Genomic DNA, 25,126 nt, shown 5'->3' with positions numbered 1-25,126 from the left:
TTCACAGACGAGTGGAGCTGAACGTGACGAGTATCGATACCTTCGGCGCCAAAGGCACCCTCGAGGTCGGAAGCAACTCTTACGAGATCTTCCGCCTCGCGGCCGTGCCCGGCACCGAGAAGCTGCCCTACGCCCTGAAGGTGCTGGCGGAGAACCTGCTTCGCACCGAAGACGGCGCGAACATCACCGCCGACCAGATCCGCGCCCTGGCCAACTGGGACCCGAACGCCCAGCCGGACACCGAGATCCAGTTCACGCCCGCCCGCGTGATCATGCAGGACTTCACCGGCGTGCCCTGCATCGTCGACCTCGCCACCATGCGCGAGGCCGTCACCACCCTCGGCGGCGACCCGAACAAGGTCAACCCGCTCTCCCCCGCCGACATGGTCATCGACCACTCGGTCATCCTCGACGTCTTCGGCCGCGCCGATGCCCTCGAGCGCAACGTCGACCTGGAGTACCAGCGCAACGGCGAGCGCTACCAGTTCCTGCGCTGGGGCCAGGGCGCCTTCGACGACTTCAAGGTCGTCCCGCCGGGCGTCGGCATCGTGCACCAGGTGAACATCGAATACCTGGCCCCCACCGTCATGGTCCGCAACGGCCAGGCCTACCCCGACACCTGCGTCGGCACCGACTCGCACACCACCATGGTCAACGGCCTGGGCGTGCTGGGCTGGGGCGTCGGCGGCATCGAGGCCGAGGCCGCCATGCTGGGCCAGCCGGTCTCCATGCTGATCCCGCGCGTCGTCGGCTTCAAGCTGACCGGTGAGATCAAGCCCGGCGTCACCGCCACCGACGTGGTGCTCACCGTCACCGACATGCTGCGCAAGCACGGTGTGGTCGGCAAGTTCGTCGAGTTCTACGGCAAGGGCGTCGCCGAGGTGCCGCTGGCCAACCGCGCCACCCTGGGCAACATGTCCCCCGAATTCGGCTCCACCGCCGCGATCTTCCCGATCGACGAGGAGACCATCAACTACCTGCGCCTCACCGGCCGCAGCGACGAGCAGCTCGCGCTGGTCGAGGCGTACGCCAAGGAACAGGGTCTGTGGCACGACGCCGACAAGGAGCCGCAGTACTCGGAGTACCTGGAGCTGGACCTGGGCACCGTGGTGCCGTCCATCGCCGGCCCGAAGCGCCCGCAGGACCGAATCCTGTTGTCGGAGAGCAAGGAAGCCTTCCGTAAGGACATCCTGAGCTACACCGGCGACGCCACCCCGCACACCCAGCTGGACGAGGCCATCGCCGAATCCTTCCCGGCCAGCGACCCGGCCGAACTGGACTTCGCCGACGACGCCGTGCAGGTGCAGTCGGCCGCGAACGGCGCCAAGGGCCGTCCGTCCAAGCCGGTCACGGTCAAGAGCGCCGAGCGCGGTGACTTCGTCCTCGATCACGGCGCCGTCGTGGTCGCGGGTATCACCTCCTGCACCAACACCTCCAACCCGTCGGTCATGCTGGGCGCGGCCCTGCTGGCCCGCAACGCGGTGGAGAAGGGCCTGTCCTCCAAGCCGTGGGTGAAGACCAACATGGCCCCGGGCTCGCAGGTCGTCGCCGACTACTACGAGAAGGCCGGCCTGTGGCCGTACCTCGAGAAGCTCGGCTTCTACGTGGGTGGCTTCGGCTGCACCACCTGCATCGGCAACACCGGCCCGCTGCCCGAGGAGATCTCGGCCGCGATCAACGACAACGACCTCTCGGTCACCGCCGTGCTGTCGGGCAACCGTAACTTCGAGGGTCGTATCTCCCCCGATGTGAAGATGAACTACCTGGCCTCCCCGCCGCTGGTCATCGCCTACGCCCTGGCCGGCACCATGGACTTCGACTTCGAGACCGACGCCCTGGGTCAGGACACCGACGGCAACGACGTCTTCCTGAAGGACATCTGGCCGTCCGCGCAGGAGATCGACGACACCATCAAGTCGGCGATCAGCCGGGACATGTTCACCAAGTCCTACGCCACCGTGTTCGACGGTGACGAGCGCTGGCAGGGCCTGAACACCCCCGAGGGCGACACCTTCGCGTGGGACGAGAACTCGACCTACGTCCGCAAGGCGCCGTACTTCGACGGCATGCAGATGGAGCCGACCCCGGTCAGCGACATCAAGGGCGCTCGCGTGCTGGCGCTGCTGGGCGACTCGGTCACCACCGACCACATCTCCCCCGCCGGTCCGATCAAGCCGGGCACCCCGGCCGCGCAGTACCTGGACGCGCACGGCGTGGAGCGCAAGGACTACAACTCGCTCGGTTCGCGTCGTGGCAACCACGAGGTCATGATCCGCGGCACCTTCGCCAACATCCGGCTGCGCAACCAGCTGCTCGATGACGTCTCGGGTGGTTACACCCGCGACTTCACCCAGCCCGGTGGCCCGCAGGCGTTCATCTACGACGCCTCGCAGAACTACCAGGCCGCGGGCATCCCGCTGGTCGTGCTGGGCGGCAAGGAGTACGGCTCGGGTTCCTCGCGTGACTGGGCCGCCAAGGGCACCAGCCTGCTGGGCGTCAAGGCCGTCATCGTCGAATCGTTCGAGCGCATCCACCGCTCCAACCTGATCGGCATGGGCGTCGTCCCGCTCCAGTTCCCGGCCGGCCAGTCGGCCGCGTCGCTGGGCCTGGACGGCACCGAAACCTTCGACATCGAGGGCATCACCAAGCTGAACGAGGGTGTGACTCCGAAGACTCTGAAGGTGACCGCCACCAAGGAAAACGGCGAGAAGATCGAGTTCGACGCGGTCGTCCGCATCGACACCCCCGGTGAGGCCGACTACTACCGCAACGGTGGCATCCTCCAGTTCGTGCTGCGCAACATGATTCGCGGCTAGGATGTCCGCCACTCGGCTGTGAAGGGCTGTTTCACCGCCGAGTTGTGGTGGCGGGCACCGGTTTTCACCGTTGCCCGCCGCGCGATCCGCCCGGATCGCTTCGCTCGTCGCTAGTGCGGGATCTCCGTCCCGGTCGCAAGATCGGTATGGAGATCCCGCACAACACGTTTCGGAGGAGTCCAGTGCCCAAGGTCAGTGACGACCACCTCGCCGCCCGGCGCAGCCAGATCCTCGACGGAGCCCGTAGCTGCTTCGCCGAGTTCGGCTACGAGGGCGCGACCGTGCGTCGCCTCGAAGAGGCCACCGGCCTGTCCCGCGGCGCGATCTTCCATCACTTCCGTGACAAGGACGCGCTGTTCCTCGCGCTGGCCCAGGAGGACGCCGGGCGGATGGCCGAGGTCGCCGCCAATCAGGGTCTGATCCAGGTCATGCGCGATATGCTCGCCCACCCCGAGGACTTCGACTGGCTGGGCACCCGCCTGGAGATCGCCCGCCGGCTGCGCAACGACCCCGATTTCCGGGCCAATTGGGAAGAGCGCTCGGTCGAGTTGACCGCCGCCACCGTCGCCCGCCTGGAGCGCCGCAAGGCCGCCGGGGCGCTGCGTGACGATGTGCCGACCGAGGTGCTGCTGGGCTACCTCGATCTCGTACTCGACGGTTTGATCGCCCGGATCGCCTCCGGGCACGCCAACGACAACCTCGAAGCCGTCCTCGATCTGGTCGAGGCTTCGGTCCGCCGCAAGCAGTAGCGCTCAAGCCTCCAGGTCCGCCAGCAGGATTCTCGCGATCCGGTCGAGGTCCTTGCGATCCTGTGCGGACAGCACCGACAGCAGCCGGGTCTCGTTCTCGGTGTGCTCGGTGATCACCAGATCGATGAGCTCGAGGCCGCGGTCGGTCAGACCCACCTTCACCGCCCGCCGGTCCCCCGCGTCGGCGATCCGGCGCACCAGGCCCGCCGATTCGAGCCGGTCCAGCCGACCGGTCATGCCCGCGCGCGAGAGCATCAGGGTATCCGCGAGCACCGACGGGTTGAGTTCGTAGGGGTTTCCCGAACGGCGTAGTGCCGCAATCACATCGAACTCGCCGCGCTGCAATCCGTGTGCGGTGAACACCTGCTCGACCCGGCGTCCCGCCACGATGGAGAGCCGGCCCAGGCGGCCGATGATGCCCATCGCCTCGAGGTCGAGGTCCGGTCGTTCCCGATGCCACTGTGCCGCGATGACGTCCACCGCGTCCTCTTTCATCTCACCCATGGACAGGATTCTATTCGCTGCTATATAGTTCGGTAGCGAATTATAAATCACCGAATAGTTCGGAGCTTGCCATGAACACCACGTCGCGACCGGTCATCATCCGTCAGCCGCAGGAGGGCGAGGTGCTGGTGACACCCGACGTCACCATGCGACTGCTGATCGACGCCGGCGAGGCGCACGGCGCGGTCAGCACCCTCGAGGTCACCATGAAGCAGGGCGCCGACGGGGCCGCGCCGCACTTCCACACCCGCTCCGACGAACTGTTCTACGTCGCGGACGGCGAATTGCAGCTGCTGGCCGGGGATGAGATCGTCACGGTCGGGGCAGGCGGGTCGATCATCGTGCCCAAGCTGATGCCGCACGCCTTCGGCGCCACCCCGGACAGCGGCGCGCGCATCATGATCGCCCTGATGCCCGGCGTCGAGCGCTTCGGCTACTTCCGGCTGCTGGATCGAATCTCCAAGGGCGAAGCCGACTTCACCGAGCTGGCGCAGGCCGGCGAAGACTACGACAACCATTTCGTGGACCGCCAGGATTGGTGGGCCGAGCGCAATGCCGGCCGCCGCTGAGACCGACCGGTCACGTCAGCCCGGCTAATGGACCGCCGCCCGGCGCTCGGGTGAATAGCTCGGCAATCGCCACGAATGTGCGGTAGACCACGCCGTATACCGGATGAAGAGGGTTCCGGTGGTGGTTGTCCGTTATATGGCTTTCTCCGTTCCCGTCACCGTCCGCGGCTATGAGCTCGACATCAACGGCCATCTGAACCAGGCCGTCTACCTCCAGTACGCCGAGCACGCCCGGTGGGAGTTGTTGCGGGCGGCGGGCATCCAGGAGGAGAAGATGATCGCCTCGGGGATCGGGCCGATCGTGCTGGAGAACAACATCAAGTACTTCCGTGAGCTGCACGGCGGCGACGAAGTCACGGTGAGCTGCGAGTTCGAGTGGGCGGGCGGCAAGGTTTTCAAGATGCGCCAGTTCGTCACCAAGCTGGACGGGACGGTGTCCGCGCAGATCGACGTGGTCGGGGGCGTGATGGATCTGAAGGCCCGCAAACTTGTTGCGGATCCGGGCGCGGCAATGCGCGAGATCGCCGAATCGCCCGAGGTACTCGGTCTCTGAGCAGTCGCTGACCGCCTGCGGGTACACCCCCGCGCGCGGCGAAAATCTTTAGGCCCAAGTGGATTCCGCGCGCCCGGCAAAGTTTGCCGGGCGCGCGGAAATCTTTCGATGCGGACCGATCCACGGGCCGCGCGGGATATGATTCAGATCACGCTCGGCCCCGCAGCAAATCCCGAGCAGATCGGAGTTCAGCATGACCGGCGCCCTCCACCGCAGCACTTCGGCCCCGCTCGGGGCCACCGCGCCACCGCTATCCGGCTACCTTGTAGCAGCCACCGATCGTCATGTCAGTGTGCGCGTCTCCGACGGCACCTGGACCTTCCGGTGGAGCGATATCGTCGATGTCACCGACTGGGATATTGCGGTGGCGCAGGGCTCTTGCGAGGGCCGTCCGGTGCTGGTGCGGGTGCGTGACGGCGTCACAGCCGATTTCACGCAGCGCCGTCGCATCGAGCGGACCGAGCGCCCGCTGACCCTGCCCCAGCAGTACTCCCCCGCCCGCGGCGACGACGAATTGCGGCGGCTCACCGAAATCTGGGCCCGCGGACTCGAACTCGCGCCCGCACCCGGCATCGGCGGGGCCACCATGACCTGCTGCCAGACCCGCTCACACAACGGCAGCGACGACGGCGTCGCCTGCGACAGCCTGGATTGACGGTTCCACGCATGACCCCCCGCAGCACGGGGTCGGTGCTCATCGTCACCGAAGCCGAAGACCTGCATGGCGACGCGCTCGCCGCCACCCTGCGGAAACACCACGCGCACACCGCGATTCGCCTCGATATGCGCGACTTCCCGCGCGAGCACGGCACTTTCCGGCTCGGCCGCGACGGCACCGCCCGTTCCCTGTCCCATGTGCTGGGCCTGGACGACGTCACCTCGGTCTGGTGGCGGCGCCCCCATCCGTGTGTGGTCCCGGCGAGCGCGCGCGCCGAGGACGACGCCTACCGCCGCGCCGAATGCGACGGGTTCCTCCAGGGCCTGCTGTGGTCCATGCCGGCGCTGTGGGTCAACGATCCCGGGGCCGATCGCACCGCCAGCCGTAAGATCGTGCAGCTGGAGACGGCCCATCGCGCCGGTTTCGCGGTGCCGGAGACCCTCATCACCAATGATCCGGACGAGGCGCTGGGCTTCATCGAATCCCGGCCCGGCCCAGTGGTTTACAAGCGCACCGGTACCGGGCGCGGCGCGTTCACCGAGACGCGCATCGTGACGGCGGCGGATCTGCCCCGGTTGACGACGATCAGCGATTCGCCCACCATCTTCCAGGATTACGTGCACGCCGAATGCGATCTGCGCATCGTGTGGGTGGACGGCATCGAGTGGGTGGTGCGCATCGACTCGCAATCCGGTGTGGGGCGGGTGGATTCGCGCCTGGACACCACGGTGGCGTTCACCGCCGACCGCTTGCCCGCGTCGGTGAGCAAGTCCCTGACCACGCTGATGGGCGCGCTGGGGCTGGCTTTCGGCGTGCTGGATCTGCGGGTCGGCCGGGACGGCGAGTTCTGGTTCCTGGAGGTGAACCCGCAGGGCCAGTTCGCCTACCTGGAGATCAAGACCGGGCTGCCGATCTTCGAGAGCCTGTCGAACCTGCTGGTGTACGGCGACGGCACCGTCAACGGTCGCTGACCGGCGACGCAGCCGGGCCGGATGCTTGCGGGCGAACCGCAGCGCTACCGGCCGGAGCCGTACGAAATCGCAAGTGGTCGAGCGGCTTTCACCGCTCGACCGGCGACTATCACCCCCAGGTTATTTGCTGGTGGCCTTACCGGCTTTACGCCGATTCGCGCCACCCCGGCTCCGGAGTTGCACATGCGACTCCACTAGCACGTTGTGGATGAAGCCGTACGAACGCCCGGTTTCCCGAGCCAGCGAGCGAATACTCGCGCCCGCCTCGTACTGCTTCTTGAGCTGGGATTGCAAGCGGTCCCGAGACTTTCCGGTGACGCGCGTGCCCTTACCCAATGCGGCTTTACCCTGTGCGGGCCTGTCACTCATGACTTCCTCCGAGTCGCCGTGGGCGCCTCATTCCAGGTTAGAGACTCGAGCGGCCGTGATCAATGAATCGGTGTGATCGGAATCACGCAATCTCGACAGATCGGTCAATCCGCACCGAATTCGGCCGCGCGACAGACCGAACGGTCGAAACCTGTTGGGTATCAAACCGTCTGGAATGGCGCGTGGATCTCGTTGCGGGGCTTCGATTCCCGCGACTCGGAGGGAGCCGGACCGCGCTCAGGCCAGCTGGATGAGCTCCAGATAATCCTGCGACCAGTGATCTTCGGTGCCGTCCGGGAGCATGATGACGCGCTCGGGGTTCAGCGCCTCGGCCGCGCCGGGATCGTGCGTCACCAGCACGACAGCGCCGGCGTAGGACCGCAGCGCATCGAGGACCTGCTCGCGCGAGACCGGGTCCAGGTTGTTGGTCGGCTCGTCGAGCAGCAGCACGTTCGCCGCGGAGGACACCAGGCCGGCCAGCGCCAGACGGGTCTTCTCACCGCCGGAGAGCGTGCCCGCGGGCTGCTCCAGCTGCGGGCCGGAGAACATGAACGCGCCCAGCAGGCTGCGCAGCTCCTGCTCGCCGGCGTCGGGGGCGGCGTGGCGGATGTTCTCCCACACCGTCGCATTGTCGTCGAGGGTGTCGTGCTCCTGCGCGAAATAGCCGACCTTCAAACCGTATCCGGGTTCGATGCCGCCGGCGGTGAGCTGTTCGACACCGGCCAGCAGGCGCAGCAGCGTCGTCTTACCCGCGCCGTTGAGGCCGAGCACCACCACCCGACTGCCCTTGTCGATGGCCAGGTCCACGCCCGCGAAGATCTCCAGCGAGCCGTACATCTTGGTGAGGTTCTTGGCCATCAGCGGCGTCTTGCCGCAGGAGGCGGGCTCCGGGAAGCGGATCCGCGCCACCCGGTCCGACACGCGGATCTCGTCGACCTCCGACAGCATGCGCTCGGCTCGCTTGAGCATGTTCTGTGCCGCAACGGCTTTGGTGGCCTTGGCGCCCATCTTGGCGGCCTGCACCTTGAGCGCGCTCGCCTTCTTCTCGGCATTGGCGCGTTCGCGGCGGCGGCGCTGTTCGTCGGTGGCGCGGGCGTCGAGGTACTTGTGCCAGGTCATGTTGTAGATGTCGGCCTCGCCGCGCACCGCGTCCAGGAACCAGACCTTGTTCACCACGTCGGCCAGCAGGTCCACATCGTGCGAGATCACGATGAGCCCGCCGTCGTGGTTCTGGAGGAACCCGCGCAGCCAGGTGATGGAGTCGGCGTCGAGGTGGTTGGTGGGCTCGTCCAGCAGCAGCACGGTGTCGGATTTGCCGCCGCTGCCGTCGGAGGCCGCGAAAAGGATGCGCGCCAACTCGATTCGGCGCCGCTGACCGCCCGAGAGGGTGCGCAGCGCCTGCCCCAGCACCCGATCCGGCAGCCCCAGGCTGTTGCAGATGCGCGCCGCCTCGCTCTCGGCGACATACCCGCCCAGCGCCGAGAACCGATCCTCGAGCTGCCCGTACTTGCGGATCGCCTTGTCCCGGGCGGCCTCGTCGGCCACCTCGGCCATCAGCGCCTGCTGCTTCTCCATCTCCCGCAGCAGCGTGTCCAGTCCGCGCGCCGACAGCACCCGATCGCGCCCGAGTACGTCGAGATTGCCTTCCTTGGGATCCTGCGGCAAATACCCGATTTCCCCCGACCGGATGACCTTGCCCGCGTAAGGTTCACCCTCACCGGCCAGAATCCGCAACGTGGTGGTCTTGCCCGCGCCGTTCCGACCGACCAGCCCGATCCGGTCACCGGCCTGTACCCGCAACGCCGAACCGGGCGCCGTCAGCAGGGTGCGGACTCCGGCCCGGACCTCCAGGTCGGTCGCGGTGATCACAAAAGTCTCCTCGGTAAGAGCGGCTGCCAGGCAATAACTGAGCGATTGTGCGTCGCTGAACACACAAGAAGCACCGATTTTACTTCAACCCCCAGCGGACGCCGAGGTCAGGGGCGCAGGATCACACCCGGCCGCCGCACACCGAGCCGTCAGCGCCCCGCATCATTGAAACCGCGCCGACAGCCGGGGATGTTCCAGCACCACGCGAAACGCCCTGCTGTCACCCGAAAACGCCCGCACGCGCACCGGTCAGCGCCAGCTGGACGGCTTTCTCCGCGATCGTGCCGGTCAGCTGCTCGCGAGTTATCAAGGCACGGAAGTAGATCGGTGCGACAACGGCTTTCACCAGCTCGGCGGCATCGACGCCGGGCGGGAGTTCGCCCCGGTCCACCGCCCGCGCCACCACCGGCAGGGCCTGCCGGATGCGGTCGCGGAAGATGTGCCGCACGGCGTCCGGCGGCCGCGCGGACCCGGTGCGTTCCGCGAGCAGCACGGCCAGAACCGCCTGTCTCCCGGGGCTTTTCACCCATTCGACCAGCCCGCGCGCCAGTTCCCGCAGATCGTCTTCGATCGAACCGGTGTCGGGAATCCTCATATCCGCGGAGACGGTTTCGCCCAGGGCATCGGCGATCGACGCGTCGCGATCCGCCCCCTGGACGTCCGGTTCACCTTTCACACCGCTCTCATGCAGGTGAACGGACCGGTCATGCAAGCCCTCATGGCCCTGACCATCCTCAGCACCTCGGCCCTGGCGGTGCGGTCCACCGGCCAGGTACGGGCGCTGGCCGCCCTCGCCGTCGCCTCGTTCCTCATCACCCGTCTCGGCAATGTCCCCATCAACCAGCACATCAAGGTCTGGGCGGTGAGTGGCGCCCCGAGCGACTACGCCGAGATGCTGCGCCATTGGGAGCAGTTCCACTTCGCCCGAACCGCTTGCGCGCTGGCCGCTTTCCTGGCGGCGGTCATCGCCGTGATCCGGTCCGGGGATGCGGGCATCGGGCGCGGGGACGACTATCAGCCGGGCGAAGCCGCTGCGTGATCGGAGGACGGGCGGAGAATCGACGCCGCCACCGAATCGACATACCACTCTTCGAATTGGCTGGTGCTCCAACCGCGTTGCCGTACCAGCCAGTCGAAGTTGCGGAGGTCCATGGCCAGCCACAGGACGTCGACGACCATCTCCGACGAGTAGTCCTCGCGCAGTTCGCCGGTGGTGGCCAGTTCGGCGGCGAACATCGACATCCCGTTTCGCCGTTCGGTGACGTTCTTCTCCCAGATGGCGGCCGCGTCACGGTCCACGGCGGCCGCGCCGGCGACCGCGAGCATGACGTCGTGCTGGCGGGAAAGGGTGAGGACGAGATGGGACGCGTAACGCGCCAGCTTGGCGCGGGCGGTGCCGAGGGCCCGGATATCGGCTACGAACTGCCGCTGAGCCAGAGCGACCGGTTCGTCGTCGCCCGCGATGGTGAGATCCACCAATTCGGAGAGCAGGGTCTGCTTGTTTCCGAAGATCTTGTACACCGTCTGGACCGATACGCCCGCTTCGGCCGCGATCGCCGCGAGGGTGGTGCCGCCGTAACCGGACGCCACGAAGAGCTTTCGGGCCCCCTCAAGAACCGCCAGCCGGGTCTGTCGCGCCTGGTCCTGGCGGTGCACGGATTCATATCGCCTCTTGACAACCACTTCGGTAGTGTAATCATATATTGGATAGAGTTCTCCTCTACCGAAAGTAGGCCCTCGATGACGCGCGATTCTCTTGCCGAACGCGGCGCCCGCGTCGTATTCATTCCGCCTCCGCTGTACTACGCCGCCGCCCTGGCCGGCGGGGCGCTGCTCGACCAGGTCATCGCCCTGCCGGTCGGCGGTCGGCCCGCGACCGCGATCATCGGAGGCGTGGCGGCCGCGCTGGGATTGGCGTTCACCTTCTCCGGAGTCGCCGCGGTGATCCGCCACCGCACCACGATCGTTCCGCACCGACCGGTCGCGCATCTGATCACGACCGGCGTCTACCGCCTCTCCCGCAACCCGATGTACACCGGGCTGGCCGTCGCGGTCACCGGCTGCGCGCTACTGATGGGCACCTGGTGGCCGATACTGCTGCTACCGGTCACACTGGTACTGATCACTTTCCTGGTAATCCGGCCCGAAGAGCGTTACCTGACAGCACGATTCGACCGCGAGTACCTCGACTATCGCACTGCCGTCCGGCGCTGGATCTGACTCCGCCCCACCATGCTCATCGGTTTTCGAACTCGTCGCCGCCCGGCCGCCGCTTGTTGTACGCGTTCAATGCGCTGGCACCCAGTTTCCGGGCCGCCTGCTGTGCCTGCTTGCTGGCATCGGAGGCGGCCGCCTGCCGGGCCGCGGCCACGCCGCGCCGGCCCGCGTCCTGGGCGCGATCGAGCAGTTGCCTGGCCTGCTCGGACTCGCGCAACTGCTGCAATGCGGCCGGGTCGCCCAGTTGCGCCGCGGTGGAACGCATCGCCTGCGTGACCTGTTGCGCCTGTACGTATCCGGTCTGCGCGCGGTCGATCCCGCGCTGCACCACGGCATTGTCCTTGGCCGCCGCCCACGACCGCTCATACAGCCCGGCCGGCAGCACCACGGTTCCCGCGATCCGGTCCGACAGGGACCGGCCGCGAGCCAGCAGCACGGCGTTGACCAGCAGCACCACCACGGCGGCCAGCCACAGCACGAAGGAGAGTGCGAACTCCCCTTCCAGCAGCGCGATGCACGCCACCGAGTACAGCCCGACATCGATCACCGTGCTCACGGTGGCCCGCACCATCGAGCGCCGGATATCCAGTGCGCGTTCGGGTTCGAACCGCGGTCCTACTCGCAGATCGAGCAGCATCTGCCCCGCCGTCCGGTCCTTCCATGCCAGGCTCACGAAGCGGTACGCGCCGGCGATCAGGATCAGCGCCGCGAACGCCTCGATGACATCGGAGAGCACCTGATCGACGACGTCCCGACCGAACGCCTTCCCCGCGCCGCCCCAGTCGCCGTGCGCGCCGAGCACATCCCACGCGCCCGTCTGCGCCAGATCCGGGACGCTGGTCAGGTAGTCGGCGATCCGATAGTGCGTCACCCAGGTCAGGATCGCCGCCACGCCCAGCAGGATCGCGAAGTCGATTGCCCAGCCCGCCACCTGCCGGCCGAACGGCGCCGCTCCGAACGAATTTCGTGAATCAGCCATGGATCCGCACTCTCCCCTGTGGCCCCGGACGACCGAAAGCCGCTGCGGCCAGCCTAGATCCACCGGCGCGGGGATGGAACGGCTGTCATTCCCTCGGATGACAGCCGGGATGAGCACCCGGCCTCATCGGCTCGGTGTCACGGTGCGCCGTTCGACCTCACGCAGCAGGGCGTGAACGCGAGGGTCCGCGGTGAGGGCGGAATCCAGGACGGTATTGATCAGGCCGCGCAGCAGGGCGTAGGGCTGCCAGCCCGCGGGGGCGATGGTGCGGGCCGCGCGGCGTTCGATGCCGTCGGCGATGGTGCGGGCGGCCTGGGCGGCGGTGATGCGCAGGTTCAGCGGCCAGGGCAGCAGGTTGTCGAGGCGGCGGCCGATGTCGTTGTCGTCGAGGGTGTTCCGGGTCATGGCGGTGTCGACGATGCCGAAATAGGCGATGCCCGCCGTGGCGCTGTGCGGTGCGAGTTCCACTCGCAGGGCGCGGCCGAGTTGTTCCACACCGGCTTTGCTGATCATGTAGGGCGCGCCGCCCATGCCGGGAGCGAATGCGGCGCAGGAGGATACGACCACGACGTGGCCGCGGGCGCGGATCACGTGGTCGAGGGCGGGCTGCACGGTGTTGAAGACGCCGGTGAGGTTGATGTCGATGACCCGGTCGAAGGCGCGGGCGTCGATGGTGCGCAGGGTGGCCGGTGCGGGGACCACACCGGCGTTGGCGACCACGACGTCCAGTTGCCCGAATCGGTTGACGACCTGGTCGATGGCTGCCGACATCGCCGCGCGGTCGGCGACGTCGGCGGCGATCGCAAAAGCGCGCTCCCCCAGCTGTTTCGCGGCGGATTCGGCAGCGGCCGGGTCGATGTCGAGGACGGCGATCTCGGCTCCGCGCCGGTGCAACAGGCCGGCCAATTCGCGGCCGATGCCCTGGCCCGCGCCGGTGATGAGGACGACACGGTTCCGGATGGGGTAGGGCGGTTTCGTCATGCCCATCAGTTGCTCATTTCATAGGACGCGGCATCGAATCGCCTGGTGCGTCTGCGGTATTCGAAGCTCCAGTTGGGGTACAGCCCGGCATTGCGGCCGTCGGGGGTGGTGTAGTAGCTCTGGCAGCCGCCGGTGAGCCAGACGCTGGTGGAGCTGCGGCGCGCCATTTCGGACAAGAACGCGTCCTGGACCCGGCGGCGTAGTTCGATGCGGCGGGTTCCGTTGTCGCGCAGAGTTTTCACGGCATCCACGATGTAGGCGATCTGGGATTCGATCATGTAGATGGCGGATTGGTTACCGGCCGCGCCGAAGGGGCCGAGGGTGCAGAAGAAGTTGGGGAATCCGGCGATGGTCGCGCCGAGGTAGCTCTGCGGGTGTTCGCGGTACAGGTCGGCGATGGAGCGGCCGTGACGGCCTTTGAAGCGTTCGAAAGCGGTGGGGATGGCGGTGAAGCCGGTGCCGAAGATGATGGTGTCGACCTCGTGCTCGGTGCCGTCGCGCAGCAGGATCGAGTGCGCCCGGACCTCGGCGATGCCCTGCGTCACGACCTCGACATTGGGTTGATCCAGTGCGGGCAGGTACGCATCGGAGAAGATGGCGCGTTTGCACCCGATCACATAGTCCGGTGTCAGGGTGTCGCGCAGACGCGCATCGCGGACCTGACGTAGCAGCTGCCACCGTCCCAGCGCCTCGTAGGGGTGCCGGAAACGCTGGTCCACCAGGGAGATCAGGCCGAAGCCCTCGATCGCCGCGTACCAGCCGCCGCGGATCGCCTTCTGGGTGAGCGGGACCCGGCGCAGCAGGAATCGCTCCAGGCTGGAGGTGGCGCGGTCCAGGCGCGGCACGATCCAGGGCGCGGAGCGCTGGAACAACAGCAGGTTGCCGACCCGCGGCTGAATCTCGGGTACGAACTGCACCGCGGAGGCCCCGGTGCCGATCACCGCCACTCGTTCCCCGGTCAGGTCGTGCTCGTGGTCCCAGTGCAGGGAGTGAAAGCTCTTGCCTTGGAAGGACTCCAGGCCGGGCAGGTTCGGGTATTTCGCGTCGGCGAAGACTCCGGTCGCCGAGATCAGGATGTCGGCGGTGAGATGCCCGCCCGCATACTCGATCTCCCATACCGTTCGGTCGTCGTCCCAGTGGGCATCCAGGACCTCGGCTCCGAATCGAATGTGCCGCACCACATCGTGTTCGGTCGCCACCCGCCGCAGGTACGAAAGTATCTCGGGCTGCGTCCCGTACGTGCGCGACCAGTCCGGATTGGGCGCGAACGAGTAGCTGTACAGCTGTGACGGCACATCGCAGGCACACCCGGGGTAGGTGTTGGCCTGCCAGGTGCCGCCCAGATCGGCGGCGCGTTCCAGGATCACCAGATCGTGAAATCCGGCCTCGCGCAGCTTGATCGCGAGGCCGATGCCGCCGAATCCGGCGCCGACGACCACGATGTGGGCATGCTCGGTACTACCAGGCATCAGTCAGTTCTCCAGGGAATGATCAGAGATCGAGGACGAGGCCGTCGCCCGCGGCGCGGGACACGCAGATCAGCATCTGCTCGGCTCGTTCGGATTCGGTGAGCGCGCGATCGCGATGTTCGACGGCGCCCGCCAGCACCCGCACCTTGCAGGTACCGCAGAACCCCTGCTGGCAGGAGTATCCGATATCGGGCAGCCGCCGCCGGATCGCCGCGAGCGCGGTCTCCTCGGGTCCGACCCGGACGGTGGTCCCGCTGCGCGCGAGGGTGATGTCGAAGGCGGTCCCATCGGTCACCGGCGGCGCCGAGAACCGTTCGGTGTGCAGCGAACCGGTCGGATCCAGCCGGAACCGGCAGCGCTGCGCCGCCGCCAGCATGGGCGGAGGGCCGCAGACATACACGGCCGCACCGGGTTCCGCACTCGCGATCAGTTCGGCGATATCGCTGATCCCGTATTCGTCGTCGGGCCGGATCTCCGCGCCGGGCAGCTCGTGCAGGAACGGCATGGAGGCCCGCGATCGCCCCAGGTACACCAGCCGTCCGCGGGCCCCGGCGGCCTGCGCCATCGGCAGGATCGGCGTGATCCCGATGCCGCCCGCGAGGAACAGGTAGGACGGCGCGTCGACGAGGGCGAAGGCATTGCGCGGACCGCGAATTCGCAGCCGCTGCCCGGCCCGCACCGATTCGTGTATCTCACGTGACCCGATGCCGCCCGGGATCGCGCGCACCGCGATCCGGTACCGCCACTGGTTGGCCGGGTCGCCACAGAGCGAGTACTGCCGTTGCCGGCCCGACGGCAGGAACACATCGATATGCGCGCCGGGCCGCCATGCCGGCAGCACTCCGCCGGTCGCCGACCGCAGCGTCAGCGCGATCACGTCCGGCGCCACCCGATCGATCCGGCCGACGGTGACGAACAGTTCGAACCCGCTGTGCCGCACCGGGTTCGGCGGCGACAGCAGTCCGGCGGCGCGGCCGGAGACGAACACCCGCTTGTAGGCGTCCATCACCCCGCCGAGTACGCGCAAGCCGGCAGGCTGCTGCTCGACCACGCTCACTCTCCCGCCGCCCGTGCCGCGGGCGAATGCGCGAGATACCGCAATGCCTTGTCCATCGGGCCCAATTGCGAGGGATGGAATCCCGGCCGCAGGTACCGCGGCAATTCGCTGAAGAACACCGTCCAACTCGGAATCACCCCGCGCCGGGTGGCATCGAGGAACTGCGCGCCCCAGAACCGCCCCCTGTCGGCCGAGGGGTCCTTGCGGAACAGATGCGCCGTGGACACGATGAACAGCGGCAGCAGCGTCGCGCTGGCCAGCACCGCCGTCCGGGCCTTACGCGCGTATCCCCCATCGAGATACATGTACGCGTCGTAGACCACGCTGCGATGCTCGACCTCCTCCGCCCCGTGCCATCGCACCAGATCGAGCATGGCCGGATGCATCCCCTTGTGCTCCAGCACATCGGCATTCAGCAGCCATTCACCCAGTACAGCGGTGTAATGCTCCATCCCCGCGAACAATCCGAGCCGCTCCTTGAGCCACTGCTCGCGCGCCCGCCCGCTCAGCCCGTGATCCCCGAGAATCCGATCGACCAGCCACGCGACCCGGCTCACGTACCCCGCCACGTCCAGCCCGATCGCCTGCAAATGCTCGCGCGCCGCCTCATGACTGCCGGCATGCATGGATTCCTGCCCGATGAACCCGGTCACCTCCTCCCGCAGCCGCTCGTCCCGGATATACGGCAGCGCTTCCGAAAGCGCCTGCGCCATCGCCCGTTCCCCTTCGGGCAGCACCAGATGCATGACATTGACGATGTGGGTGGCCAGGACCTCGCCGGGAATGTAGTGCATGGGCACCGACGTGAAGTCGAACCGCACCGCTCGGGGATTGATCGCATGGGCTTCGTCGCTGTAGTGGCGCCTCGTCGCGCCGACCTTCTCAGCCATGAGCCGACCGTACAGCGCAACAAATCGCATTGCAATGTTGCAGACACAAATCAGGAGGATTTGTTGCAGAACACACCCGTGCTGCTAGCGTTGAGCCCGTGACCGCCGCCTCGAAACCCCCTGCGACCCGCACCGACGCGGCCGACGACATCGAGCACCGCATCCTCGACGCGGCCCTCGTCCAGTTCCAGAAGGTCGGCGTCAAGAAATCGACCATCGAGGATGTGGCCAAGCAGGCGGGCGTCGACCGGGTGACCGTCTACCGCCGCATCGGCTCCCGGGACGACCTCGTGCAGGCCGTGGTCCGCCGCGAAGTGGAACGCCTGTTGGGCGAGCTGGCCCCGATGCCCTCCCGCCACGCCGACATCGCAGACCTCATCGCCGAGGTCTTCACCACCGTCGTAACCCGCTGGCGCGCACACCCTCTGGTGGAACGCCTGCTCACCGTCGAACCCGAACGCGTGATCATGAAGCTCACCGCCGAGGACAACGGCACCTTCGCCCTCTCGGTAGCCGCCACCACCCAGATCCTCGCGGACGCGGCCGAGCGCGGACTGTTCACCGCCGCCGAAGACCTGCCCACCCGCACCGAAATGGCCTGCCGCGTGGTCCATTCGCTGATCCTGGTGCCGCGCGGCGCGATCGAGCTTCGAACCGATGCCGAACTGGCCGATTACGCGCGGAAATACGTCGTCCCGATAATCACCGGATAGACCGGCTCGAGACCGGCTCGAGCTCGGCCGCCTAGCCGCCGTAGTTTCGAGTGAAGTCCGCGCCGGGGTCGACAGCGGGCACCGTGTAGCCCGATGCGTCCCCGTCGATATGGGTTTCCTCGACGTAGTGCGCGGGTTCGGCGGGTAGCCGGCGCCACTTGGCGCGCGGGTCATCGGACTGCTCGGGCTGATCGTTCGACGACATGATGTCCCCCTCCGGATTCGCGTCATCCCAGACTACCCGGAGGGTGTGGCTCCGAGCGCCCGTAAAACCAAGGGCAGCAAGGCGTCTGCGGTGCGTTCGGCATCGGTGGCATCGAAGGCGTCCGGGGTCGAGGTAGTGAAGAAGAAGCGGCTCATCACGGGCCCGATCACGAGATCGCCGATCAGGTCGGGGGTTTCGACGGGGGCGATTTCGCCGCGGTCGGTAGCGCGGCGGACGGCCTCGGCCACCCGCTCGCGCACGGGCTGGAGGAATGCCCCCGCCAGCGCTTGCGCGAGGACCCCGTTGTGGGAAGCCTCGCCGATGAGGGCTCGCAGCAGCATGCCGCTCGGGCCGGTGGAGACAACCGCCTTGGCGCGCAGGATGGTTCGCAGATCACCTTCGAGGCTGCCGGTGTCGGGCGTGTCGCCGACGTGTGAGCCGTAGGTGGCGGCGGCCGCGACCACCAGGGCTTCCTTGGAGGACCAGCGGCGGTAGAGGGTGGCGGTGGAGACGCCGGCCCGGGTGGCCACGGCCGCGGTGGTGAGGCCGCCGTAGCCGGTTTCGGCGAGGACCGCGAGGGTCGCGTCCAGGATCGCTTGATCCCGCGCGGCGTCCCGGGGACGTCCGCGGCGCGCGGTGGCCTCTGCTGTCATGGCGTCAGCGTACTGCGTGGCCGGGACGGCAACGGAACCCTCATAATTACGAAACTAAATCCTTTCGTTTCGTATATGGTGGTCGGCATGACCGACATCGCAGTACTCGCCGAGACCGTGGACGCGGCGGGCACCGTTGCCCGCCTGCGCCGTACCTTCGACGATGGCCGAACCCGTCCGATCGAGTGGCGCAAGGCGCAGCTGGGCGCGTTGAAGCGCCTGCTGGTGGAGCGGGAGGACGAGTTCGCGGCCGCACTGCGAGCTGATCTCGGCAAGAGCGCCATCGAGGCGTACACCACCGAGATCGGCTTCACGATCAACGAGATCGACCATGCGGTAAAGCATCTGGATCGATGGCTGCGGCCGCGGCGCGCCCGGGTGCCGCAGGCGCTGGCCCCCGCTCGCGCCCGCACCGTGCTGGAACCGCTGGGCACGGTGCTGATCATCGCCCCGTGGAATTACCCGTTGCAGCTGGCCCTCGCACCGCTGGTCGGCGCGCTGGCCGCCGGGAACTGCGCGGTCCTCAAGCCCAGCGAACTCGCCCCGGCCACCGCGGCGGCGATCGCGAAATGGGTGCCGGAGTACCTCGACCGGGACGCGATCGCGGTTGTGGAGGGCGCGGTGCGGGAGACCACCGAACTGCTGGAACAGCGCTTCGACCACATCTTCTACACCGGCAACGGCACGGTCGGGCGCATTGTGATGACCGCCGCGGCCCGCCACCTGACGCCGGTCACCCTGGAGCTGGGCGGCAAGAGTCCCGCCGTCGTCGAACCCAGCGCCGATCTGGCGGCCACCGCGCGCCGCCTGGTCTGGGGCAAGTTCATGAACGCCGGGCAGACCTGCGTCGCGCCCGACTACGTGCTCGCCATCGGCGATACCGCGCGCGAGCTCGAACCGCTGCTCGCCCGGGCCGTGCAGGATATGTACGGCGAAAACCCGCGCCAGAGCGAGGATTACGGCCGGATCGTCAGCGAACGCCACTTCGATCGGCTCGCGGGCCTGCTGGCCGACGGCCGCATCGTCACCGGTGGCGACACCGATCGCGCGAGCCGCTACATCGCGCCGACCGTGCTCGCCGATGTGGATCCGGAGTCGCCGGTCATGCGCGAGGAGATCTTCGGCCCGATCCTGCCCATCGTGCGAGTCCGCGACCTGACCGAGGCGATCGCCTTCATCACCGCGCGCGACAAGCCGCTCGCCCTGTACGGCTTCCTCGCATCGGAGGCGTCCAAACAGCGCCTGTCCGCGGAAACATCCTCCGGCGCGCTGGCTTTCGGCGTCACGAACGCGCATCTCGCGGTGGCGGGATTGCCGTTCGGCGGAGTCGGCGAGAGTGGCATGGGCCGCTATCACGGCGCGTTCTCGATCGAAACCTTCAGTCACGCCAAGGCGGTGCTCGACAAGCCGCTGCGCCTGGATACCCTGCGCGTCGCCTATCCCCCGTTCACCGCGCTGAAGTCGCGTCTGCTGCGCCGGCTGCTGTAGTCGCGCGATCGAGACCGCCCGGACTCTTGACTTGTGGCTGCTCACAGCCCATCGTGTAATAGTTAGCGTAGCTAATCGGTAGTGAATGCCACTCCGGGCTGCGCCTTGCGATGAAGCAGGAGGGGCGGTTATGACCGAAGCTACCCGGGAGGACGCGCGCGCCGTCCGATACGCCGAGCTGCTGGCCGAATTGCTGGCCGACGAGCAACTCTCGGCGGCGCGGCCCGAACCCGAGGTAGCGGCGGCGGTTCGGCAGCCGGGATTGGGGCTGGCCGGGACGGTCGCCACGATCATGGAGCACTACGCCGACCGACCCGCCATCGGATGGCGGGCCGATGCGGTGGTGGCCGATGCCTCGGGGCGGCGAGCACGGCAGCTGCTGCCGGGGTTCGAGACCATCACCTACGGCGAGCTCTGGCGGCGTGCTGGTGAGCTCGCGGCGGCCTGGCTGCACGATCCCGAAACACCCATTCGCACCGGCGATTTCGTGGCCGTTCTCGGCTTCGCCGGGCTCGACACCACGATTCTCGATCTCGGCTGCATCCGATCGGGCGCGGTCGCGGTACCGCTTCAGGCGAGTGCCGCACCCGCGCAATGGCATTCGATCCTGGCGGAGACCGGATCCCGGGTGCTCGCGGTCAGCCTGGAGCTGCTGGATGCGGCGGTGGATTGTGTACTGGGCGGCGGACCGGTCGAGACCGTCCTGGTCTTCGACTACGAACCCGCCGACGACTACCAGTCCAAGAACTTCGACCAAGCACGGCAACGGCTTTCGGCGAGCGCGGTACGGCTCGAAACGCTCGGCGACGCGCTGGAACGCGGCCGGGCGCTGCCACCGGTCGCCACTCCGGTCACCGGCGGTGCGGAGGCGCTCGCCCTGCTCATCTACACCTCGGGCAGCACCGGCACCCCGAAGGGGGCCATGTACACCGAACGCTTGGTGACCAACATGTGGGCCGGGCCGACCGAGATCCCGGTCCCGGTGGTGAATGTCGGCTATATGCCGATGAGTCATGTGGCCGGGCGGCTGGTGCTGGCGGGTGCGCTGGCGCGCGGCGGCACCACCTACTTCACCGCCGAAAGCGATCTGTCGATGCTGTTCGCCGATATCGCGCAGGTACGGCCCACCGAGATCTTCTTCGTGCCGCGCCTGTGCGACATGGTTTTCCAGCATTATCAGCGGGAACTGCGGCGGCTGGTCGAGCACGGGACCGCACCGGCGGACGCCGAAGCCGCGGTGAAAACCGAACTGCGGCAGCGCTTCCTGGGTGGCCGGGTGGTGCGGGCGATGGTCGGCAGCGCGCCGGTGTCGGCGGAGATGAAGGCGTTCATCGAATCGGTGCTGGAGCAGGAGTTGCACGACGGCTACGGCTCGACCGAGGCCGGCGGCGGGCTCATCCTCGATGGCCAGGTGCGCCGGCCGCCGGTGCTGGATTATCGGCTGGCCGATGTGCCCGAGCTGGGCTACTTCACCACCGATCAACCGCATCCGCGCGGGGAACTCCTGGTCAAGACGACGCAGATGATTCCCGGGTACTTCAAACGGCCCGAAGTGACCGCGGAGATCTTCGATGCCGACGGGTTCTACCGGACCGGCGATATCGTGGCCGAGCTCGAACCCGACCGGCTGATCTATCTCGATCGCCGCAATAACGTGCTCAAGCTGTCGCAGGGTGAGTTCGTCGCGGTAGCCAAGCTGGAGGCGCTGTACGTCACGAGTCCGCTGATCCGGCAGATCTTCGTCTACGGCGCCAGTGAGCGGGCGTATTTGCTCGCGGTGATCGTCCCGACCGCGCGGGCACTGGAACTGGATGCGGCGGAATTGCCTGCGGCGCTGACCGATTCACTGCACGCCATCGCGAAGGACAATCAGCTGGAGTCCTACGAGGTGCCGCGCGGGTTCCTGATCGAACCGGAGCCGTTCACCGCGGCCAACGGACTGCTGTCCGGTATCGGAAAACTGCTGCGGCCCAAGCTGAAAGAGCATTTCGGCACCCGGCTGCACGCGCTCTACGACGAGCTGGAGCAACAGCAGCGCAGTGAGATGCGGGAGCTGTGGAGCGGGGCCGCCACCCGGCCCGTCGGTGAGACCGTGGTGCGGGCGGCGCGGGCGGTGCTCGGCGGCACGGTCGAACCGCCCCTCGACGCGCGCTTCATCGACCTGGGCGGGGATTCGCTGTCCGCGCTGTCGTTTTCGACCCTGTTGCAGGACTACTTCGAGGTGGAGGTGCCGGTCGGGTTGATCGTCGGCCCGGCCACCGAGCTGCGGGGGCTGGCCGAGTACATCGAGACCGAACGCCATCGCACCCGGCCCACCGCCGCCTCGGTGCACGCCGACCCGAGCGTGATCCGCGCATCGGAGTTGACCCTGGACAAGTTCATCGATGCCGAAACCCTGGACGCGGCAACATCATTGCCCGACGCCGCGCAGGAGCCGCGCACGGTGCTGCTGACCGGAGCCAACGGTTATCTGGGCCGATTCCTCTGCCTGGAATGGCTCGAACGCATGGACCAGGTCGACGGCCGGGTGATCTGCGTGGTGCGCGGCAGCGATGCCGAGGCCGCCCGCGCACGCCTGGACTCGGTCTTCGACAGCGGCGATCCGGAGCTGCTCGCGCACTACCGGGAGCTGGCCGCCCGCCGGCTGGAGGTGCTGGCCGGGGATATCGGGGAGCCGAATCTCGGTCTGAGCCAGGATGATTGGCGCCGCCTGGCCACCACCGTAGATCTCATCGTGCATCCGGCCGCGCTGGTCAACCACGTACTCCCCTACAACCAGCTCTTCGGCCCCAATGTGGTCGGCACCGCCGAGGTGATCCGGCTCGCCCTCACCGCTCGCCGCAAACCGGTCACCTATCTCTCGACGGTCGCGGTCGCCGCGCAGGTCAGCCCGGACGCCTTCGAAGAGGACGGCGATGTGCGCGAGTTCAGCGCCGTTCGCTCCGTCGACGACGGTTACGCCAATGGCTACGGCAACAGCAAATGGGCGGGCGAGGTGCTGCTGCGCGACGCCCACGACCGGTTCGGCCTGCCGGTGGCCGTCTTCCGTTCGGACATGATCCTGGCGCACAGCCGTTTCCGCGGCCAGTTCAATCTCCCCGATATGTTCACCCGCCTGATGCTCAGCCTGCTCGCCACCGGCATCGCCCCGAAATCGTTCTACGCCACCGATGCCCACGGCAACCGCCGTCCCGCGCATTACGACGGCCTGCCCGCCGACTTCACCGCCACCGCCATCACCGTGCTGGGTGCGAAATGCGCCGCCGGTTTCGCCACCTACGACGTGATCAACCCGCACCGCGACGGCATCTCCCTCGACACCTTCGTCGATTGGCTGATCGCGGCCGGTCACCCCATCGAACGCATCGACGACTACGCCGAATGGTTCGCCCGGTTCGAAACCGCCCTGCGCGCGCTCCCGGAACGCCGGCGCCGGCATTCGGTGCTGCCCCTGCTGCACGCCTACCGCCGCCCGGCAATGCCGTTACCGGGCGCGGCCCTGCCCGCCGAGCACTTCCAGGCCGCCGTGAAAGCGGCGCGGATCGGGCCCACCGGCACCATTCCGCACCTGTCGCGGGAGCTCATCGGCAAATACGTGGAGGATCTGCGCCTGCTCGATCTGCTGTGAATCCGGCGCGCGGGAAATATCCTGCGAACAGGATGTCCGGATCCCTCGGACGGTTTCGACGTTCCGGATGAAGGCGTCAACGGGACGCCCGAGCACGGAGGTGAGATCGATGAAATACATGATCCTGTCCTATGGCAGCCAGCGCGACTACGACGGCATGGCGGGCGCGGCCACGGGTGACGAGGCGTGGACGCCGGAGGATTTCGCGGCCATGACCGAGTTCATGCGCAAGTTCAGCGCCGAGCTGGAGGCGTCGGGCGAACTGGTGGACACCCAGGGGTTGCCCGCGCCGGTGCACACCCGCCGGGTCAGCGGCAGCAACCGGGCGGGGGTGCCGGTGGTGGTGACCGACGGGCCGTACGCCGAGACGCAGGAGGTGCTGGCCGGGTATTGGATCGTGGAGTGCGACAGTTTCGATCGCGCCACCGAGATCGCGATCCGGCTGGCCGATTGTCCGGCCCCGCGCGCCGTCGCCGCCCGCGCCTACGCGGATGTGCGGCCTGTCGGCGAGTGCGCGGACCAGCTGAACTCTTGATGCCCACCGCCGCCGAGGATCTGCTGCGCGCCCTCGCGCCGCAGGTGCTCGGCGCGCTGGTGCGCCGGTACGGGCACTTCGATACCGCCGAGGACGCGGTTCAGGAAGCACTGCTGGCCGCCGCCACGCAATGGCCGGAGCGCGGCATGCCGGAGGATCCGAAAGCCTGGCTGCTGACCGTGGCGGCCCGGCGGCTCACCGATATGCTGCGCGCCGAACAGGCCAGGCGGCGCCGCGAAGACACGGTGGCGCAGCAGGTTCCAGCCGATCGGTGGAGTTCGGGCGCACCGGCGGAGCGGGCCGCGGATGCCGACGACACCTTGATCCTGTTGTTCCTGTGCTGTCATCCGGCCCTGTCCCCCGCCTCGCAGATCGCACTGACGTTGCGTGCGGTCGGCGGCCTGACGACGGTGGAGATCGCGCGCGCGTTCCTGGTTCCCGAGGCCACCATGACCCGGCGCATCACCCGGGCCAAACAGGCGATCAAGGCCGCGGGCACGGCTTTTCGCATGCCCGGCCCCACCGAACGCGACGCCCGCACGGCAGCGGTGCTGCACGTGCTCTACCTGATCTTCACCGAGGGCTACGCCGCCACCACCGGCCCCGCTCTCTATCGCCGCGACCTGTCCGCCGAGGCGATCCGCTTGACCCGCATCATGTTCCGGCTGCTCCCCGAGGACGACGAGGTCGCCGGATTGCTCGCGCTCATGCTGCTCACCGATGCCCGCCGCCCCGCCCGCACCGGCCCCACCGGCGAGCTGATTCCCATGGCCGAACAGGACCGCACCCGCTGGGATACCGAACTCATCGCCGAGGGCATCGCATTGATCACCGCGGCCCTACCCCGCGGCGGCCCGCCCGGCCCATATCAACTGCAAGCCGCCATCGCCGCCGTTCACGACGAGGCGAGCCACGCCGAGGACACCGATTGGCCCCAGATCGCCGCGCTCTACACGGCGTTGACCACGCTCACCGACAATCCGGTGGTCGCCCTGAATCGCGCCGTGGCCATCGCCATGGCCGATCATCCGGCCGCCGGATTGGCTCGGCTGGCCGACCTGGCCCACGACGCCCGGCTCGCAACCGATCACCGCTTCTACGCCGTGCGAGCCCAACTTTCGGAGATGACCGGCGACCACACCGCAGCCCTCGCCGACTACCGGCGGGCAGCCGAACTCACAGGGAGCCTCCCGCAACGCCGCTATCTGACCGCCCGCGCCCAGCGCCTAGACAGCGCGTCTCCGGCCTAGCCG

The 25,126-nt window shown here is 67.9% G+C and carries 25 protein-coding genes; 13 read left to right on the top strand and 12 right to left on the bottom strand.

Annotated features, from left to right (window positions below; genetic code table 11):
- The first annotated feature begins 23 nt into the window (after positions 1–23).
- A complete protein-coding gene (gene acnA, locus NI1_RS06400; RefSeq protein WP_067815521.1) occupies positions 24–2,816 on the top strand; it encodes an aconitate hydratase AcnA in 2,793 nt (930 codons plus the stop codon).
- 182 nt (positions 2,817–2,998) lie between these two features.
- Positions 2,999–3,565 (top strand): TetR/AcrR family transcriptional regulator, encoded by a 567-nt coding sequence (locus NI1_RS06395; protein WP_067814893.1) that lies wholly within the window; start codon positions 2,999–3,001, stop codon positions 3,563–3,565.
- 3 nt (positions 3,566–3,568) lie between these two features.
- Here NI1_RS06395 and NI1_RS06390 read toward each other — a convergent pair whose 3' ends face one another.
- On the bottom strand, positions 3,569–4,069 hold the full coding sequence (locus NI1_RS06390) for a MarR family winged helix-turn-helix transcriptional regulator (protein ID WP_067814890.1): 501 nt from the start codon (positions 4,067–4,069) through the stop codon (positions 3,569–3,571).
- Positions 4,070–4,224: 155 nt separating this feature from the next.
- Between NI1_RS06390 and NI1_RS06385 the strand changes: the two genes are divergently transcribed.
- The 4 genes from NI1_RS06385 (at position 4,225) to NI1_RS06370 (ending at position 6,820) form a co-directional block, all read left to right on the top strand.
- Positions 4,225–4,638: a cupin domain-containing protein gene (locus NI1_RS06385; protein WP_439957233.1), complete on the top strand. Its 414-nt coding sequence runs from the start codon at positions 4,225–4,227 to the stop codon at positions 4,636–4,638.
- Positions 4,639–4,774: 136 nt separating this feature from the next.
- Positions 4,775–5,191, top strand: coding sequence for an acyl-CoA thioesterase (locus NI1_RS06380; protein ID WP_067814878.1), 417 nt, complete (start codon positions 4,775–4,777; stop codon positions 5,189–5,191).
- A 193-nt stretch (positions 5,192–5,384) separates the two neighbouring features.
- The gene (locus tag NI1_RS06375) at positions 5,385–5,846 is read left to right on the top strand and encodes a hypothetical protein (protein WP_067814876.1); all 462 of its coding nucleotides are present in this window, start codon (positions 5,385–5,387) and stop codon (positions 5,844–5,846) included.
- 11 nt (positions 5,847–5,857) lie between these two features.
- The gene (locus tag NI1_RS06370; RefSeq protein ID WP_067814874.1) at positions 5,858–6,820 is read left to right on the top strand and encodes an MvdC/MvdD family ATP grasp protein; all 963 of its coding nucleotides are present in this window, start codon (positions 5,858–5,860) and stop codon (positions 6,818–6,820) included.
- Positions 6,821–6,940: 120 nt separating this feature from the next.
- Here the strand turns inward: NI1_RS06370 and NI1_RS36990 are convergent, their stop codons facing one another.
- The 3 genes from NI1_RS36990 to NI1_RS06360 form a co-directional block, all read right to left on the bottom strand.
- Positions 6,941–7,189, bottom strand: a complete 249-nt coding sequence (locus tag NI1_RS36990; RefSeq protein ID WP_084522599.1) for a helix-turn-helix domain-containing protein — start codon at positions 7,187–7,189, stop codon at positions 6,941–6,943.
- 237 nt (positions 7,190–7,426) lie between these two features.
- A complete protein-coding gene (locus tag NI1_RS06365; RefSeq protein WP_067814871.1) occupies positions 7,427–9,058 on the bottom strand; it encodes an ABC-F family ATP-binding cassette domain-containing protein in 1,632 nt (543 codons plus the stop codon).
- Positions 9,059–9,278: 220 nt separating this feature from the next.
- Positions 9,279–9,734: a TetR-like C-terminal domain-containing protein gene (locus tag NI1_RS06360; protein ID WP_067814868.1), complete on the bottom strand. Its 456-nt coding sequence runs from the start codon at positions 9,732–9,734 to the stop codon at positions 9,279–9,281.
- A gap of 9 nt (positions 9,735–9,743) precedes the next feature.
- Between NI1_RS06360 and NI1_RS06355 the strand changes: the two genes are divergently transcribed.
- On the top strand, positions 9,744–10,097 hold the full coding sequence (locus tag NI1_RS06355; RefSeq protein WP_067814866.1) for an anthrone oxygenase family protein: 354 nt from the start codon (positions 9,744–9,746) through the stop codon (positions 10,095–10,097).
- On the opposite strand, the gene NI1_RS06350 is transcribed toward NI1_RS06355, so the two are convergent.
- Positions 10,073–10,741, bottom strand: coding sequence for a TetR/AcrR family transcriptional regulator (locus NI1_RS06350; RefSeq protein WP_067814865.1), 669 nt, complete (start codon positions 10,739–10,741; stop codon positions 10,073–10,075). The two genes, NI1_RS06355 and NI1_RS06350, sit on opposite strands and share 25 nt — an antisense overlap.
- Positions 10,742–10,798: 57 nt before the next feature.
- On the opposite strand from NI1_RS06350, the gene NI1_RS06345 reads away from it, so the two are divergent.
- Complete coding sequence (locus tag NI1_RS06345) at positions 10,799–11,278, top strand: methyltransferase family protein (protein ID WP_067814863.1); 480 nt, start codon at positions 10,799–10,801, stop codon at positions 11,276–11,278.
- A gap of 16 nt (positions 11,279–11,294) precedes the next feature.
- Here NI1_RS06345 and NI1_RS06340 read toward each other — a convergent pair whose 3' ends face one another.
- The 5 genes from NI1_RS06340 to NI1_RS06320 all read right to left on the bottom strand — a co-directional run bounded on the left by NI1_RS06340 (position 11,295) and on the right by NI1_RS06320 (position 16,651).
- Positions 11,295–12,254 carry an RDD family protein gene (locus NI1_RS06340; protein WP_067814861.1) on the bottom strand — a complete coding sequence of 320 codons (960 nt, stop codon included), beginning with the start codon at positions 12,252–12,254 and terminating at the stop codon, positions 11,295–11,297.
- 123 nt (positions 12,255–12,377) lie between these two features.
- Positions 12,378–13,241 carry an SDR family oxidoreductase gene (locus tag NI1_RS06335; protein WP_084522595.1) on the bottom strand — a complete coding sequence of 288 codons (864 nt, stop codon included), beginning with the start codon at positions 13,239–13,241 and terminating at the stop codon, positions 12,378–12,380.
- Entirely contained in the window at positions 13,241–14,704 is a 1,464-nt protein-coding gene (locus NI1_RS06330) for a flavin-containing monooxygenase (protein WP_067814858.1), read from the bottom strand. The genes NI1_RS06335 and NI1_RS06330 overlap by 1 nt, the downstream gene beginning before the upstream one ends.
- Before the next feature lie 22 nt (positions 14,705–14,726).
- Positions 14,727–15,710 (bottom strand): PDR/VanB family oxidoreductase, encoded by a 984-nt coding sequence (locus NI1_RS06325; RefSeq protein ID WP_084522735.1) that lies wholly within the window; start codon positions 15,708–15,710, stop codon positions 14,727–14,729.
- A gap of 47 nt (positions 15,711–15,757) precedes the next feature.
- Positions 15,758–16,651, bottom strand: coding sequence for a metal-dependent hydrolase (locus NI1_RS06320; protein ID WP_067815517.1), 894 nt, complete (start codon positions 16,649–16,651; stop codon positions 15,758–15,760).
- Between the two features lie 98 nt (positions 16,652–16,749).
- Between NI1_RS06320 and NI1_RS06315 the strand changes: the two genes are divergently transcribed.
- Positions 16,750–17,364, top strand: coding sequence for a TetR/AcrR family transcriptional regulator (locus NI1_RS06315; RefSeq protein WP_067814854.1), 615 nt, complete (start codon positions 16,750–16,752; stop codon positions 17,362–17,364).
- A 31-nt stretch (positions 17,365–17,395) separates the two neighbouring features.
- Here the strand turns inward: NI1_RS06315 and NI1_RS37775 are convergent, their stop codons facing one another.
- Both NI1_RS37775 and NI1_RS06310 read right to left on the bottom strand, forming a co-directional pair.
- Positions 17,396–17,569, bottom strand: a complete 174-nt coding sequence (locus NI1_RS37775) for a hypothetical protein (protein ID WP_157534953.1) — start codon at positions 17,567–17,569, stop codon at positions 17,396–17,398.
- Positions 17,570–17,601: 32 nt separating this feature from the next.
- Complete coding sequence (locus tag NI1_RS06310) at positions 17,602–18,222, bottom strand: TetR/AcrR family transcriptional regulator (protein ID WP_067814852.1); 621 nt, start codon at positions 18,220–18,222, stop codon at positions 17,602–17,604.
- Between the two features lie 87 nt (positions 18,223–18,309).
- Here NI1_RS06310 and NI1_RS06305 point away from each other — a divergent pair, with 87 nt between their 5' ends.
- From NI1_RS06305 to NI1_RS06290, 4 genes are all read left to right on the top strand, one after another.
- A complete protein-coding gene (locus NI1_RS06305; RefSeq protein ID WP_218026685.1) occupies positions 18,310–19,710 on the top strand; it encodes an aldehyde dehydrogenase family protein in 1,401 nt (466 codons plus the stop codon).
- Positions 19,711–19,840: 130 nt separating this feature from the next.
- Entirely contained in the window at positions 19,841–23,338 is a 3,498-nt protein-coding gene (gene car / locus NI1_RS06300; RefSeq protein WP_067814847.1) for a carboxylic acid reductase, read from the top strand.
- 109 nt (positions 23,339–23,447) lie between these two features.
- Positions 23,448–23,873, top strand: a complete 426-nt coding sequence (locus tag NI1_RS06295; RefSeq protein WP_067814844.1) for a YciI family protein — start codon at positions 23,448–23,450, stop codon at positions 23,871–23,873.
- A complete protein-coding gene (locus tag NI1_RS06290; protein ID WP_067814842.1) occupies positions 23,873–25,123 on the top strand; it encodes an RNA polymerase sigma factor in 1,251 nt (416 codons plus the stop codon). The genes NI1_RS06295 and NI1_RS06290 overlap by 1 nt, the downstream gene beginning before the upstream one ends.
- Positions 25,124–25,126 lie beyond the last annotated feature (3 nt).

This window comes from Nocardia inohanensis NBRC 100128 (genome assembly GCF_001612945.1).
GTDB lineage: Bacteria > Actinomycetota > Actinomycetes > Mycobacteriales > Mycobacteriaceae > Nocardia > Nocardia inohanensis.
The sequence above is the reverse complement of the archived record's forward strand: the minus strand, read 5'-3'. Positions and strand labels throughout refer to the sequence as shown.